This is a genomic window from Cloacibacterium sp. DMC96 (assembly GCF_056313765.1).
In genome coordinates, this window is sequence record NZ_JBQUZQ010000002.1 from 318,262 (window position 1) to 332,762 (window position 14,501).

A 14,501-nucleotide genomic window follows, 5' to 3' on the forward strand; every position below is an offset into this window, starting at 1 on the left:
CTCAAAATTGTATCAAAATGTATCTTCAAAAAGTAAAACCTTTTCTCTATTTAGGAATTTTTTACCTTATCGTTTCCTTTTTATTAAGGTTAGTATTTGTATTCCACCCGATTACTACCGCAGATTTTTCATTTGCAGAAGTATTGAAGGTTACTTCGCTTGGATTAGTGAATGACATTTTGGTATTTACTATTGCCAGTAGCTTTCTAGCGCTTTATTTTTTATTCCTGTCAAACGGTAAATATCAAAAACCTTACGGACAAATCATCCTAGGAGTTCTGGTTCTTGCATTTATATACATTTTAGCAACTCCAAATAATATTTTCAAACAATATGGAGGTGGCGTAGTAAAAATTGTTTTAGCATTTTTGGGGCTTAAAATTTTATTTTTTGCATTGATGCTTTTTTTACCAAAACAAAGGCTCAAAATCAGAAACAGTTTATACTTTACCACATTATTTTTGTACGTGCTTTTGATTATTTTCAATTCCGTTTCAGAATATTTTTTCTACAATGAATTTGGGGTTCGTTATAATTTTATCGCGGTAGATTATCTTATCTACACCACCGAAGTTATAGGAAACATCATGGAAAGTTATCCTATCATTCCTTTGTTTACTGCTATTTTCGTAGTAACAGGATTGGCAACTTGGTGGATTTACAAAAAAACCAAAGACAGCCTTTTACAATTACCTAATTTAGCTCAAAAGTTTACCTTATTAGGTGTTTTTGCTGTTTTATTGGGAATCAGTTTAAGCTTTGCAGAGAAAATTAACCTTAAAAAAGGAAATATTTTCCAACAGGAGATCGCAGCGAACGGAATGGTAAAATTCTACGAAGCGTTTAGCAATAATACGTTAGATTTTTTCACCTTCTATCCTACTGTTGACCAAAAAACTGCAGAAAAAAATACTTTGCTTCCTTTAGGAACCACTACTTTAAACAGACCTATCACTTCTGAGAAACCAGAATTACAAAAAAATGTAGTTCTCATTTCTATAGAAAGTTTGTCCGCAGCTTACATGAAAGCTTACGGTTACGAAGAAAGTGTAACTCCTTTCTTAGACCAATTGGCACAAAAAAGTTTATTTTTCACCAATTTATACGCCACAGGAAACAGAACGGTAAGAGGTCTAGAAGCATTAACGCTTTGTATTCCTCCAACTGCAGGAGAAAGTGTAATTAAAAGAGAAAAAGAAAACAAAAATAAATTTACCACAGGAAGCGTATTTAAGTCAAAAGGTTACAGCGTTAAATATTTATACGGTGGTTACAGCTATTTTGACAATATGAAAGATTTCTACGCTGGAAACGGTTACGAAATTGTAGACAGAGATAATTTCACACCAGAAGAAATCACTTTTGCCAATGTTTGGGGAGTTTGTGACGAAGATATGGCCAAAAAAGCCATCAGCGAAATGAACAAAGATTATAAAGCTGGTAAACCTTTCTTCCATCATTGGATGACGGTTTCTAACCACAGACCTTTTACTTATCCAGAAGGAAAAATAGACATTCCTGCTGATTCTAAATCTAGAAAAGGTGGCGTAAAATACACCGACTATTCTATCATGAAATTTTTTGAAATGGCTCAAAAACAGCCTTGGTTCAAAAATACCGTTTTCGTGATTGTAGCAGACCATTGTTCATCTAGTGCTGGTAAAACAGAACTCCCAATGGATAAATACAGAATTCCGGCGATGATTTATTCATCAGAATTTGTGGCGCCACAGAAATTCTCACAAGTTACTTCTCAGATAGATGTGATGCCTACCGTTTTGGGATTATTGAACTTCAAATATCAATCTAAATTTTTAGGTCAAGATGTTTTCTCTAAAAATTTCGTTCCTAGAGCGTATATTGCAACTTATCAGGATTTAGGATTTATAAAAGACAATTATCTTACCGTGATTTCTCCTACCAAAAATATTAAGCAATATCAATTAGTTCAAAAACCTAATACCAATACCACAACTGAGTTTAACATCTATTACACCGAAAATCTTCTAAAGGACAATCCTAGAAAAGATTTGGTAGATCAAACCATTTCAACTTATCAAAGTACAAGCTTTTGGCTAAAAAATAAAATGCTCGACAAATAATTTTTTATTACATTTATCCATCATTAAATCTAAAATATTAAAATTATGAAATGGACAAACGATAGAGCAGATAATGTAGATGATAGAAGAGGTTCTGGTGGTGGCGGAATGCTAGTTGGTGGTGGATTAGGAACCTTAATTATTGCTGCAATTATATTTTTCTTGGGAGGTGATCCTTCTGCTATTTTAAGTAACGGTGTTGGAAACGCTCCTCAAACAGAACAAAGAGAACTCACTGCCGAAGAAGTTAAGGTAAGAGAATTTGTAAGAATGCTTTCTGCAGAAAATAACCAAACTTGGACTAAAATTTTCTCTGAAAACGGAATGCAATACAGAGAACCGAAAATTGTACTCTTCGAAAATGTAACGCAATCTGGTTGCGGAACTGCACAAGCTGCAATGGGACCTTTTTATTGCCCTGCAGATGAAACGGTTTACATGGATATGAGTTTCTTTGGGGAAATGCAACAGAAATTTGGCGCTCGAGTTACAGAATTTACGGTGGCTTATGTTTTGGCTCACGAAATTGGGCATCACATCCAGACGATTTTAGGAACTACTCAACAAGTAGATAAAATGCGCAGAAGTGGACAATATTCTGAGGCTGATATGAATAGGGTTTCGGTAGCTACAGAATTACAAGCAGATTTCTACGCAGGTTTATGGGCTAAACAAACCGATAACAGAGAAAAATTTCTTGATCCTCAAGATATTCAGAGCGCTATGGAAGCAGCAGCAGCAGTAGGTGATGATAATATTCAAAAAAGAACGGCGGGTTATGTAAACCAAGAAGCTTTTACTCATGGTAGCTCTAAACAACGAGTAGAATGGTTTATGAAAGGCTATAATTCTGGAGATATTACCAAAGGAAATACTTTTGACCAACTTTTAAAATAATAAAAAATAAAATCCCGAAAATTATCGGGATTTCTTATGCGAATAAGTTGAACTTATTTTTTCTTTTTTTTGTTGGTGTAATCAAAATACAATAACGATTTCACAATTTCAGGATAATCAGCATCTTTTTCAGTATAAAACTGTTCTAGAAGTGCCAGATTATTATCCATATTATCAGAATCCAAAATTTCTAATTTATTTCTCACTTGAGAGCTATCATAAGTAGTTCCTGAAATGATATTTCCCTCTTGAGAAATTCTAAAAATAAAAGTGTCAGGATTATAACTGCTTTTCCCTTTCAAAAAAACTGGCGTTCCTGTTCCTTCAATTTTCAGAATTACATCATCTAAATGTTGCACGTCATAATCAGCTTCATATTGCACCATAATATCGTCATATTTTACTCTCACCGTGGTTTTGTAATCATTTTTAACGATAATAGAAGCGGTGTACGTTTTATTGGAAGTCCATTTCACAAAACCATAACTATTGATGCCACAACTTTGAGAAAAGACAAATACTGAAAATATCAGCAAGAAAAGAGCGTAAAGTTTTTTCATAACAGAGTGATTTAATATTATAAAAATAGAGATTATTTTATTAAATCAACACTTTTTATAAAAAATAATTTTGAATTTTTAAATAATTTAAAGACTTACCTTAAAAATTCATCAATCCATTTTATTTCAATCCTTTGAAAAATTCCCACATCACGATTCCACCGCAAACCGAAACATTTAGAGAATGTTTAGTTCCCAACTGTGGAATTTCTAGACATACATCTAAATCTGTTAAAATCTCATCAGAAATTCCGTCTACTTCATTGCCTAAAACCAAAGCGTATTTCTTGGTTTTATCAATTTCAAAATCTGTAATCATCACAGAATTAGTAGTTTGTTCTATCCCCACAACTTCATAACCTAAAGTCTTTAAATCTATTACGGCTTCTTTCACATTGTCGTAAAATTGCCAATCTACACTTTCTGTAGCACCAAGAGCTGCTTTATGAATTTCTCTATGAGGCGGTTTCGGTGTAATACCACATAAAATAATTTTTTCTACCAAAAAAGCATCGGCAGTTCGGAAGGCTGCACCTACATTGTGCATACTTCTTACATTGTCTAAAACCACCACCAACGGAATTTTCTCCGTCTTTTTGAAGGTTTCTACATCTATTCTTCCTAATTCTTCTAATTTCAGTTTTTTGGTAGGTTGCATTTTCGTATTTTTGGGCAAAATTAAGGTTTTAATTTACAACCTCAAATTTCGAATCTTAAACCTCAATATTCATACTCTCAAGAATGGCAAAAAAAGAAACTCCGTTAATGACTCAGTACAACACCATCAAGGCGAAATATCCAGATGCGCTATTGCTTTTCAGAGTGGGAGATTTCTACGAAACTTTCGGGCAAGATGCCATAAAAACTTCTCAGATTTTAGGAATAGTTCTTACCAAAAGAGCCAATGGAGAAGGTCATATTGAGTTAGCGGGTTTTCCGCATCATTCTGTAGATTCTTACTTGCCAAAATTGGTAAGAGCCGGAATGCGTGTTGCGATTTGCGACCAATTGGAAGACCCAAAAATGGTCAAAGGAATCGTGAAACGTGGTGTTACAGAATTGGTAACTCCCGGTGTTACCTTTAACGAGCAGGTTTTGAATTCTAAAAAAAATAATTTCTTGCTTTCTCTACACAAGGAAAAAGAGAAATTTGGGATTGCGCTAGTAGATGTTTCTACGGGTGAATTTCTGGTTGCAGAAGGAAATTTAGAGAAATTACTGCACATTGTTCACACTTTTGATCCTGCTGAAATTATTTACCAAAGAACCGCCGAAATTCCTTCTCAACTTAAAAATAAGAACTGTTTTAAGCTAGAAGATTGGTCGTATCAATATAATTTTGCTTACGAAAAACTGAATTCCCATTTTAAAACCAAATCTCTAAAAGGTTTCGGGATTGATGAACAAAAATTGGGGATTACCGCAGCTGGAGCGATTTTCGCTTATTTAGTAGAAGATACTCATCACGCTCTTTTACAACACATTACCAAAATACAAAGCATTCCTCAAGATGATTATTTGATGATGGATAATTTCACTTTGCGAAATTTAGAAATTGTACATTCTAGCAGTTTTCAAGGGAAATCTTTGCTTGATATTATCGATAAAACTTCCACAGCAATGGGAGGAAGACTGCTTCGCCGAAGATTAATTTTACCGCTGAAATCAGTAAACGAAATCAACCGAAGACTTTCTTTAATCGATTTTTTCAACAATGAGGATTCTTTGAAATTTGAAATCCTGGATTTATTAAAAGGAATTTCAGATTTAGACCGATTGGTTGGAAAATTGGCTGCCGAAAAAATTTCACCGAAAGAACTCGGTTACCTTCGTCAGAGTTTAATCAATATTCAGAAAATCAGAGAATTATTGAGTTCTCATCACGATGTTTTGGCTTGGCTAGAACCGCTGAACAATTTGGAAGAACTCATTTCTTATCTTCTGAATCATTTGAATGAAGAACTTCCGGTAAACCTCAACAAAGGAAATGTGATCAAATCCGAAGTTTCGGAAGAACTCGATAGATTGAGAAATCTTCAAAGCAAAGGAAAAGGTTTTTTGGATGAAATGTGCCAAAGAGAAATCGAAAGAACAGGAATTTCTTCCCTGAAAATTGATTTTAACAATGTTTTTGGTTACTACATCGAGGTTAGAAATACGCATAAAGATAAAGTTCCAGAAGATTGGATTCGTAAACAAACTTTGGTAAATGCGGAACGTTATATTACCGAAGAATTAAAAGAATACGAAACGCAAATTCTCGGAGCAGAAGAAAAAATTTCGCAAATTGAGCACCAATTGTATCGTCAAGTTTGTGAAAATGTACTGATGTATATTGACCAAATTCAGGAAAACTCAAGATTGGTGGCGCAAATTGATTGTGCAGTTGCCCTTTCTGAACTTTCTATTTCTGAAAATTATACAAAACCTGTTCTCAACGAAACTTTTGCGATTGACATTAAAGAGGGAAGACATCCAATTATAGAAAAGTCGCTTCCTTTAGGAGAAAAATATATTCCGAATGATGTTTTCTTGGATAAAGATGCTCAACAAATTATCATGGTAACCGGACCAAATATGGCGGGTAAATCTGCGATTTTGAGACAAACTGCAATTATTTGTTTATTGGCGCAAATTGGAAGTTTTGTTCCTGCAAAACATGCCGAAATCGGTATTTTAGACAAAATTTTTACCAGAGTTGGTGCTACAGATAATATTTCTGCGGGAGAATCTACTTTTATGGTAGAAATGAATGAAGCTGCCAATATTTTGAACAATATTTCTGAGAGAAGTTTGATTTTACTCGATGAAATCGGACGTGGTACTTCTACTTATGATGGCGTTTCCATCGCTTGGGCGATTGCAGAATATCTTCATCAGCATTCTACTCAACCGAAAACACTTTTCGCCACGCATTACCACGAACTCAACGAGATGAGTGTGAATTTTGAAAGAATTAAAAATTTCCACGTGACCATTCAGGAGAATAAAGGCAATATTATTTTCCTCAGAAAACTGGTTTCTGGTGGTAGTGAACACAGTTTCGGGATTCACGTGGCAAAATTGGCAGGAATGCCTTCAAAAGTGGTAAACAGAGCTTCTGAAATTCTGAAAACTTTGGAAGATTCTCGTTCCAACAGTGGTTCTACCGAAAAAATAAAACGGGTAACCGAAGAAAATTTACAACTTTCTTTCTTCCAACTCGATGATCCTGTTTTGGAAAACATTAGAGAAGAACTCACGAAAATTGACATTAATACTTTAACGCCGATTGAAGCTTTGATGAAATTGAATGCGATTAAAAAGATGATTGGGAAATAAAGTTGATGTGGTGATTTTTTGATGGGATGATGTGACAATTATTCAAAAACAACAGGAAAAGAAACCACCACTTCTGAATCTACTTTTTTACCATTTTTGATGGCTGGTTTCCATTTTTGGTTGATTTGTTTTGCGGCTTTTAAGAATTCTGTTTTAGCTTCTGGATAAAATGATTTGCAATCAATATTTTTCACCTTTCCTTTTTTGTCAATTTTAAAAATCAATTCTACAGTAGTATTTTCATCAATTCCAGTAGAATCAAAATTAATTTTGGAATAGATTAATTTCTTCAATTGTTTTTCTCCTCCAAAAAATTCAGCTTGTTTGTTTTGCCCGAAAACAAAACCACTAAAAATAAGAGTGAAAAGTAAAATTAGTTTTCTCATATTAATCAAAATTCATGGTTATAGGCATTCTAAATCTTTGTCTTACAGGCTGGGAATTGATTAAAGCGGGTGACCATTTGTCTTTAACTCTTTTCACTGAAGCAATTGCTTCTTCCATAAATTTCACGTAATCTCCTTCTGCTGTGATATTAGTTAAGCTCCCATCTCTTTCTACGATGAATGAGATAACAATTCTAAAAACAGCTTTTCTTTTTTCGACTTTTATATTTTTATGATTAAAAGACTCTGCAAACTTACTTCTAAAAGCATTCAGTCCACCTGGAAATTCTGCCTCTTTATCTACTTTTTCATATACATTGATAAAAGAGTCTGATGGATATTCATTTTTAGAAGAATTTTGAGTTTCTTGTCCGAAAATTAAGCCGCTAGAAACTACAGCGATAAGGTAAATTAGTTTTTTCATGTATAGAGAATTATTAGTTTTTTTACACACAATTGCTTAATAAGCAATTGTTTATAGGTTTTAAATTATTTAAAATTCATACTGAGTGGCATTCTTAACATGTGTCTTACCACTAAGTTATTCACTTTTGCTGGAGCATATTTCGTTTTGATGGATTTCAACGTTCTTTCAGCTTCTTTGTTGAAGGATTCATTTTCTCCGATAGCTTTTACATATACAATACTTCCATCTACTTCTACTACATAATACACCACCGTTTTCAGCGTTCCACCATCTGTTTTTTCTAAAGCAAAAGTGTCAAAATTCTGAGAAAATTCTTTTCTAAAAGCACTCATTCCTCCTGGAAATGAAGGCTCTGTATCTATCACAAAAGTAACGGTAGAAATATCTACTAAATTGGCTACTTCTATGGGAACCTCTTCTTTACTTAAATTTTTAATAGGCTCTTGTGCGAAAAAGACACCTATAAAAAATATAGCTGTTAATACAATAATTTTTTTCATCGTTTGTTTTTATCAAAGATACAACTTTCTTTTTTCAATAAGATAGTTCATCTTAGCATCAAACTATGATGATTTTTTCTAATGTAGAATTACTTTTTGTTTAATTTTTAAAATTGTCCTATTGGTTTTTGATGATAAAAAGCGGTACCAACTAACGCTAATCCTATAACACCAACAACTAATAAAATAGTCCCTCCAACTTTAGTTTTCTTGATTTCTGTAATTTTAGATTTTTCAATTGTTATTTCCTTTCCATCTACATTTTTACCAAAAATATTTTGCTCATCAATTTTTGTTAAACTCAATACTTCTTTCTTGCCTTCACTTGAAACAATAGTATAAGTTTGTCCCACAGAAATTGCAGAGTCTGAATAAGGTTTTTTGGCAGAAACCACTCTTGTTGTACAAGAATTAAGAAGTAATATTGACAATCCTAAACTCAAGAATAATTTTTTCATGTTATTTCAGTTTTATAATTGGTAAATTTACTTTAAATGAAATTCAACTACAAATATTTCCTCACATCCATTATCATCTTTTTAGCAGAGGTTTCCATCGCTACTATTTTCAAAAATATTGTTTGGTTACGGGCTTATTTTGGCGATGTTTTAGTGGTGATTCTTATTTATACTTTTATTCTAACCTTCCTTGATATTAAAAACAAAACGCATCTTAATATTGGGGGTTTCTTGTTTGCTTGTGTCATAGAATTCGCTCAATATTTTAATTTCGCTGAATGGCTTGGGTTAAAAGACAATAAAATTGCCATGATTGTCCTCGGAAATTCTTTTTCTTGGATTGATATTTTGTGCTATGCAATGGGTTCTTTTTGTATTTTTACTTTCCATAAGATTTTAAAATGAGACTATCACTTCTATTCATATTTCTATCCATTTTCGGATTTTCACAAACCGAAATACATCAATTTCCGAAGATTCCTTCTAGCATTTCCGTGCCGATTTCTTTGCCGATTTCAGAAATCCAAAGATTAACGAATCAATCCATTACAGGAACACTTTACGAAGACCAATCCTATGAAAATAATGATAATGACCAACTGAAAACCAAAGTAGAAAAAGATGGCGAAATCACGATGAAAGCATTAACCAACAACCGATTACTATTTTCTGTTCCGCTTAAAATTTGGGCAGAAAAAGGCATTGGAACTTTGGGTTTATACTCTTACCAAGAAACCCAATTCAGAGTGGTGATGAATTTTATTTCATCCGTAGAATTTCTACAAAATTGGCAAGTGAAAACCACTACTTCTACCGCTGGTTTTGTTTGGAAAGAAAAACCAGTCTTAGATTTTGGGAAAATAAAATTTTCTTTAGCCAGCGTCATTGAAAAAATTCTGGTGAAACAACAAAAGGATTTTACCACTGTGATTGATGCGCAAATCCAACAAAAAATGAATCTTCAACCGTATATTCTCAAAGTTTGGAATAATTTTTCTGAACCAATGAAAATTTCTGATGAATACAATACTTGGCTAAAAATTACGCCGCAAACCGTAAAAATGTCGCCACTAGAAATTTACCTTGACAAGATGAAAACTACAGTTTCCATTGATTTGTTCTCGGAAACTTTTGTGGGAACCAAACCTTCGAAAAATCCTTTGGTGAATGCGGTTCCTTATTTTACTCCGGCTCAAAATTTGGGCAGAGAATTTTTACTCAAAACCACCACCAATATTCCTTTTTCTGAAGCTACAGCGATTGCCCAAAAACAATTTCAAGGCAAAGAATTTCCTTTTAATGAAGGGAAATCAAAAATTAAAGTAGAAGACATAAAAGTCTATGCTGAAAACGAAAATGTAGTCATCGAAATTCAAACTTCGGGAAAAGTAAATGGCATTTCTTATATCAAAGGAAAACTCGTTTATGACGCCCAAAAACATAAAATAGGATTCACCAAATCTGATTTTAAACTGAAAACCAAAAATATATTTCATAAAGCAATCACTTCACTTTTTGAAGGAAAAATCGTGAGAATGATAGAACAAGACTACGGAATTCCGTTTTTAGACCTGGAAAACGCATCAAAAAAATCTATAGAAGAAAGTTTCAACAAAGAATACCAAAAAGGATTTAAACTTTCGGGAAAGGTAATGGATTTTAAACCTACAGAATTCTTAATTTCTGAAGACCATATCACAACGGTAGTCGATAGTTATGCAAAAGTAGAACTGAAAATCGAAGGAATGAGTTTTTAGAATTTCATGCAGTTGTCATTCTAAATGCAGCGTAGCGAAATGAAGAATCTTATCAAAATAGATTCTTATTTCGTTCAGAATGACAAAAATGCTTCTTATTTAGCATTCAAATCCTGCGCAATCAGCCATGCTTCACTCCAGCACGCTTGGAAATTAAAACCACCAGTTACCGCGTCAATATTCAGAACTTCTCCTGCGATGTAGAAATTTTCTAAAATTTTAGATTCCATCGTTTTGAAATTTATTTCCTTCAAATCCACTCCTCCTGCTGTTACAAATTCGTCTTTAAAGGTAGATTTCCCTTTGACTTGCATGGTGTTTTCGCAAAGATTTTCAAGAATTTTTTGGAGTTCTTGTTTATTGATGTGCGAAATATTTTTTTCTAAATCTACTTTAGACAACCAAAGAATTCTATGCCAAAAACGAGTCGTAATTTCAAAAACTTTCGCATTGCCAATGGTTTTTTTAGGATTTTCTTCTCTATAATTTTTGAAAACTTCTTCCGCTTGTTCTTTGTCTATGCCTATGAAATTGACTTTAATCTCGAAGTTATATTTTAAATCGGCGAGTTCTCTCGCTTTCCAAGCTGAAAGTTTAAGAATTGCAGGCCCAGAAAGTCCCCAATGCGTAATGAGAAGTGGACCAAATTCTTCCATTTTCAATTTTGGAATAGAAACTTCTGCATGAGGAAAACTTGTTCCCATTAAATCATTCAGCACATCATTTTTGATATTAAAAGTAAACAATGACGGAACTGGCGAAACAATTTTATGCCCTAAATTTTCAATCATTTTCAAAGATTTCGGTGAGCTTCCTGTAGTGTAAATCACGTAGTCGGTAAAGATTTCTCCTTCTTTGGTGATGATTTTATAGCCTTCTTCTAATTTCTGAATTTCTAAAACGACTGATTGTGTTTTGATTTCAAAATTTTTAGACTGAACTTCTTTCAAGAAACAATCCATAATGGTTTGTGAGGAATTACTTTCTGGGAAGATTCTGTTGTCATTTTCCATATTCAACGAAACATTTCGTTGAGCGAACCAATCCATTGTATCTCCTGGTTGAAATTTACTGAAAACACTTAATAATTCTTTATTTCCTCTAGGGTAAAATTTCACCAATTCACGAGGATCAAAGCAAGCGTGAGTCACATTGCATCTTCCACCTCCAGAAATTTTTACTTTTTGCAAAACATCTTGGTTTTGTTCGAGAATGGTAACGTTAAATTTATTTTCGTCAAGATTGGCTGCACAAAAAAATCCTGCAGCGCCGCCTCCAATGATGGTGATTTTCTTTTTCATATTTTATCTGTTCTCTTGCTTCAAGACAAAAGAACCAAAAGTTCAGGACTTGAATTCTTTGCAAAAATAAATAAAACTTATCGCCTTTGTGTTAAATTTTTTAAAACCATGATTATTGCGTATTTTTGAAGCCTAAAAAACTTAAAAATGATTTACTACCATAAACACGAAGTTCGCTGGAGCGATATAGATGCCAACAGACATTTAGCCAACTCTTCTTATGTGCAATATTGTGCGCAAACTAGAATGGCTTTTATGACAAAACACAAAATGGGCGTTGCTCAACTCAATAGATGGGGAATTGGTCCTGTAATTTTGCATGAAAGATATTCTTTTTTTAAGGAAGTTTATGCTGACCAAGAAGTGATTGTTTCATTAGAAATTTCTGGAAGTTCTGAAGACGCAAGTATTTATCAGTTCACGCACAAGTTCTATTTACCAGACGGTACACATTGTGCAACTGCCGAAGCAACGGGAGTTTGGATTGATATGATGCTGAGAAAAACCACCACTCCACCAGATGATATTTTAGTGGTGATGAATCAGTTTAAAACCGAAAACACTAAACTGCTTTCAAGAGAAGACATTAAAGCATTGCCTTTCCGTCCGGAAAATATAGATGCGAGTTTAATGGATTTAAATCGTTAAATTTTAAAAAATTAAGAGTCGAAATTTTTGACTCATTTTACTCTTTACAATTATGTTAGAAGATAAAAAACCTCAATTAACACCAATTTCTGAACTAGGAGAATTTGGATTGATTAAACATCTTACCGAAAATTTCCCTATTAAGAATTCATCCACCGAGCATTCTATTGGTGATGACGCCGCAATCATCAATCCTGAAGGAAAAAAAGTAGTGATTACGTCTGATGTTTTAGCAGAAGGAGTGCATTTTAATTTGGGCTATGTTCCATTGAAACATTTAGGATATAAAGCTGTAGTGGTGAACTTGAGCGACATTGCCGCAATGAACACTGTACCTACTCAGATTTTAGTTTCTATGGCGGTTTCTAACAGATTTCCTGTGGAAGCTCTTGATGAAATTTACGATGGAATTTACAGAGCTTGCGAAAAATACAATGTAGATTTGGTGGGTGGAGATACTACCAGTTCTACCTCTGGTTTAGTGATTACCATTACTGCTATTGGTTTAGAAAATTCTGAAAATATCGTAACCAGAAACGGTGCGAAAACAAATGATTTATTAGTAGTTACCGGAGATTTAGGTGGCGCTTACATGGGTTTACAAATTTTGGAAAGAGAACATTCTGTTTATCTCGCCAACCCAAATATGCAACCCGAAATGGAAGGTTATGATTACATTTTGGAACGTCAATTAAAACCTGAAGCAAGAACAGACATCAAGAAAACGTTAGAAGAACTCGACATAAAACCGACTTCTATGATTGACGTTTCTGATGGTTTGGCTTCGGAAATTTTACATCTTTCTGACCAAAGCAAAGTTGGTTTCAGATTGTATGAAGAAAAAATTCCTTTAGATACGCTTACGATTACTACTGCAGATGAATTTAACCTGAATCCTGCAATGTGTGCATTAAGCGGTGGTGAAGATTATGAATTATTGTTCACTATTTCTCCCAATGATTTTGAAAAACTGAGAAATCATCCAGATTTTACGGTGATTGGTCATGCTGTGGATTTGGAACAAGGTAATTTTATGGTTTTACGAGGAAGCAACGAACTGGCTCAAATTACAGCACAAGGTTGGGATGCTTTTTTGAAAAGATAAAAATGAAAGCCACCAATTAGGTGGCTTTTTTATATTTTTACTTCTGAAAAACTCGCTAAAATCTTAGGATGAATGAGTTCTTCCATATTGACTGAAATATCATTTTTCTCAATAATAGGTTTTTCAAAATCCTTTTCATTGAAGAATTTTAAGTTCCATTCTCCATGATTGTATTCTAGCCAAGAGAGATTTTCAATCCAGTCGCCTGAATTCAGGTAATGAACACTTCCTTTTTCCGTTGTCCAAATTTTATCTGCTGGTTGATGAATATGTCCGCAAATCACATAATCATAATGATTGTTGATAGCAATTTCAGTGGCTTTTTTCTCAAAATCTCCAATAAATTTCACCGCTTTTTTTACAGAATTTTTTACTTTTTTAGAAAGCGAAACTTTTCCTTTCCCGAATTTTTCTAAAATCCAATTAATAGCTCTATTCACCAAAATCAACCAATCATAACCCATTCCTCCCAATTTGGCAATAAATTTTGCAGAACCTGAAGTGGTATGGTCAAAAACGTCTCCGTGAAAAATCCAATGTTTTTTGCCTTCAATTTCTAATAAATATTTATCGGTAAGAAAAAGATTTCCCATCGATAAATCGGTGTATTTTCTTAAAAATTCATCGTGGTTTCCTGTAATGTAAATCACTTGAGTTCCTTTTTTCATCATTTTGAAAAACTCACTCAAAACTGCCATATGAGAATTTGGGAAATACCTTTTAGAAAAAGCCCAACCATCAATAACATCACCATTGAGAATTAACACTTTCGGAGAAATACTTTTGAGATACGCCACCAATTCTTTAGCATGACAACCATACGTTCCCAAATGAATGTCTGATAAAACTACTACTTCTACTTCGCGTTTTTGTTTTGCCATAATCGTTTTTGTAAAATTAATTTGGCAGTGTTAATTGGTAATTAACAGAATTTTAAATAATTTTCACGCAAAGTCGCAAGGTTTCTTACGCAATGAACGCAAAGTTAAATATATTAAAATCTTTGCGAGCGTTGCGATTTCTTCGCAGCATTGCGTGA

The 14,501-nt window shown here is 33.5% G+C and carries 15 protein-coding genes; 7 read left to right on the forward strand and 8 right to left on the reverse strand.

From position 1 onward, the window contains the following. Positions 1 to 17: 17 nt before the first annotated feature. The gene (locus ACT53I_RS10345; RefSeq protein ID WP_476079588.1) at positions 18 to 2,102 is read left to right on the forward strand and encodes an LTA synthase family protein; all 2,085 of its coding nucleotides are present in this window, start codon (positions 18 to 20) and stop codon (positions 2,100 to 2,102) included. Between the two features lie 45 nt (positions 2,103 to 2,147). Beyond that, positions 2,148 to 2,999: a KPN_02809 family neutral zinc metallopeptidase gene (gene ypfJ, locus ACT53I_RS10350; RefSeq protein WP_476079589.1), complete on the forward strand. Its 852-nt coding sequence runs from the start codon at positions 2,148 to 2,150 to the stop codon at positions 2,997 to 2,999. A 53-nt stretch (positions 3,000 to 3,052) separates the two neighbouring features. On the opposite strand, the gene ACT53I_RS10355 is transcribed toward ypfJ, so the two are convergent. Together ACT53I_RS10355 and ACT53I_RS10360 are read right to left on the reverse strand one after the other, a co-directional pair. Further along, a complete protein-coding gene (locus ACT53I_RS10355) occupies positions 3,053 to 3,559 on the reverse strand; it encodes a hypothetical protein (RefSeq protein ID WP_476079590.1) in 507 nt (168 codons plus the stop codon). 121 nt (positions 3,560 to 3,680) lie between these two features. Next, complete coding sequence (locus tag ACT53I_RS10360; RefSeq protein WP_476079591.1) at positions 3,681 to 4,217, reverse strand: RNA methyltransferase; 537 nt, start codon at positions 4,215 to 4,217, stop codon at positions 3,681 to 3,683. An 83-nt stretch (positions 4,218 to 4,300) separates the two neighbouring features. Between ACT53I_RS10360 and mutS the strand changes: the two genes are divergently transcribed. Further along, entirely contained in the window at positions 4,301 to 6,880 is a 2,580-nt protein-coding gene (mutS, locus tag ACT53I_RS10365) for a DNA mismatch repair protein MutS (RefSeq protein WP_476079592.1), read from the forward strand. 38 nt (positions 6,881 to 6,918) lie between these two features. Here mutS and ACT53I_RS10370 read toward each other — a convergent pair whose 3' ends face one another. The 4 genes from ACT53I_RS10370 to ACT53I_RS10385 all read right to left on the reverse strand — a co-directional run bounded on the left by ACT53I_RS10370 (position 6,919) and on the right by ACT53I_RS10385 (position 8,651). Beyond that, entirely contained in the window at positions 6,919 to 7,266 is a 348-nt protein-coding gene (locus ACT53I_RS10370; RefSeq protein ID WP_476079593.1) for an energy transducer TonB, read from the reverse strand. A 1-nt stretch (position 7,267) separates the two neighbouring features. After that, entirely contained in the window at positions 7,268 to 7,690 is a 423-nt protein-coding gene (locus ACT53I_RS10375) for an energy transducer TonB (protein WP_476079594.1), read from the reverse strand. 65 nt (positions 7,691 to 7,755) lie between these two features. After that, on the reverse strand, positions 7,756 to 8,193 hold the full coding sequence (locus ACT53I_RS10380) for a hypothetical protein (protein ID WP_476079595.1): 438 nt from the start codon (positions 8,191 to 8,193) through the stop codon (positions 7,756 to 7,758). A 107-nt stretch (positions 8,194 to 8,300) separates the two neighbouring features. Then, on the reverse strand, positions 8,301 to 8,651 hold the full coding sequence (locus ACT53I_RS10385; protein WP_476079596.1) for a hypothetical protein: 351 nt from the start codon (positions 8,649 to 8,651) through the stop codon (positions 8,301 to 8,303). 36 nt (positions 8,652 to 8,687) lie between these two features. Here ACT53I_RS10385 and ACT53I_RS10390 point away from each other — a divergent pair, with 36 nt between their 5' ends. After that, positions 8,688 to 9,056, forward strand: coding sequence for a ribosomal maturation YjgA family protein (locus tag ACT53I_RS10390; RefSeq protein ID WP_476079597.1), 369 nt, complete (start codon positions 8,688 to 8,690; stop codon positions 9,054 to 9,056). Then, positions 9,053 to 10,408 carry a DUF4403 family protein gene (locus ACT53I_RS10395; protein ID WP_476079598.1) on the forward strand — a complete coding sequence of 452 codons (1,356 nt, stop codon included), beginning with the start codon at positions 9,053 to 9,055 and terminating at the stop codon, positions 10,406 to 10,408. The genes ACT53I_RS10390 and ACT53I_RS10395 overlap by 4 nt, the downstream gene beginning before the upstream one ends. Before the next feature lie 95 nt (positions 10,409 to 10,503). Here the strand turns inward: ACT53I_RS10395 and ACT53I_RS10400 are convergent, their stop codons facing one another. Continuing rightward, positions 10,504 to 11,709: a BaiN/RdsA family NAD(P)/FAD-dependent oxidoreductase gene (locus tag ACT53I_RS10400; protein ID WP_476079599.1), complete on the reverse strand. Its 1,206-nt coding sequence runs from the start codon at positions 11,707 to 11,709 to the stop codon at positions 10,504 to 10,506. 147 nt (positions 11,710 to 11,856) lie between these two features. On the opposite strand from ACT53I_RS10400, the gene ACT53I_RS10405 reads away from it, so the two are divergent. Together ACT53I_RS10405 and thiL are read left to right on the forward strand one after the other, a co-directional pair. Continuing rightward, a complete protein-coding gene (locus tag ACT53I_RS10405; protein WP_104793124.1) occupies positions 11,857 to 12,357 on the forward strand; it encodes an acyl-CoA thioesterase in 501 nt (166 codons plus the stop codon). A 52-nt stretch (positions 12,358 to 12,409) separates the two neighbouring features. After that, complete coding sequence (gene thiL / locus ACT53I_RS10410) at positions 12,410 to 13,462, forward strand: thiamine-phosphate kinase (protein WP_476079600.1); 1,053 nt, start codon at positions 12,410 to 12,412, stop codon at positions 13,460 to 13,462. Between the two features lie 29 nt (positions 13,463 to 13,491). On the opposite strand, the gene ACT53I_RS10415 is transcribed toward thiL, so the two are convergent. Then, the gene (locus ACT53I_RS10415; protein WP_476079601.1) at positions 13,492 to 14,343 is read right to left on the reverse strand and encodes a UDP-2,3-diacylglucosamine diphosphatase; all 852 of its coding nucleotides are present in this window, start codon (positions 14,341 to 14,343) and stop codon (positions 13,492 to 13,494) included. Between the last annotated feature and the right edge of the window lie 158 nt (positions 14,344 to 14,501).

Bases quoted from the DNA above. Each gene is read 5' to 3' on its own strand.
- ACT53I_RS10345 (WP_476079588.1), top strand. From the start codon at position 18: ATGTATCTTCAAAAAGTAAAACCTTTTCTCTATTTAGGAATTTTTTAC.
- ypfJ (WP_476079589.1), top strand. From the start codon at position 2,148: ATGAAATGGACAAACGATAGAGCAGATAATGTAGATGATAGAAGAGGT.
- ACT53I_RS10355 (WP_476079590.1), bottom strand. From the start codon at position 3,559: ATGAAAAAACTTTACGCTCTTTTCTTGCTGATATTTTCAGTATTTGTC.
- ACT53I_RS10360 (WP_476079591.1), bottom strand. From the start codon at position 4,217: ATGCAACCTACCAAAAAACTGAAATTAGAAGAATTAGGAAGAATAGAT.
- mutS (WP_476079592.1), top strand. From the start codon at position 4,301: ATGGCAAAAAAAGAAACTCCGTTAATGACTCAGTACAACACCATCAAG.
- ACT53I_RS10370 (WP_476079593.1), bottom strand. From the start codon at position 7,266: ATGAGAAAACTAATTTTACTTTTCACTCTTATTTTTAGTGGTTTTGTT.
- ACT53I_RS10375 (WP_476079594.1), bottom strand. From the start codon at position 7,690: ATGAAAAAACTAATTTACCTTATCGCTGTAGTTTCTAGCGGCTTAATT.
- ACT53I_RS10380 (WP_476079595.1), bottom strand. From the start codon at position 8,193: ATGAAAAAAATTATTGTATTAACAGCTATATTTTTTATAGGTGTCTTT.
- ACT53I_RS10385 (WP_476079596.1), bottom strand. From the start codon at position 8,651: ATGAAAAAATTATTCTTGAGTTTAGGATTGTCAATATTACTTCTTAAT.
- ACT53I_RS10390 (WP_476079597.1), top strand. From the start codon at position 8,688: ATGAAATTCAACTACAAATATTTCCTCACATCCATTATCATCTTTTTA.
- ACT53I_RS10395 (WP_476079598.1), top strand. From the start codon at position 9,053: ATGAGACTATCACTTCTATTCATATTTCTATCCATTTTCGGATTTTCA.
- ACT53I_RS10400 (WP_476079599.1), bottom strand. From the start codon at position 11,709: ATGAAAAAGAAAATCACCATCATTGGAGGCGGCGCTGCAGGATTTTTT.
- ACT53I_RS10405 (WP_104793124.1), top strand. From the start codon at position 11,857: ATGATTTACTACCATAAACACGAAGTTCGCTGGAGCGATATAGATGCC.
- thiL (WP_476079600.1), top strand. From the start codon at position 12,410: ATGTTAGAAGATAAAAAACCTCAATTAACACCAATTTCTGAACTAGGA.
- ACT53I_RS10415 (WP_476079601.1), bottom strand. From the start codon at position 14,343: ATGGCAAAACAAAAACGCGAAGTAGAAGTAGTAGTTTTATCAGACATT.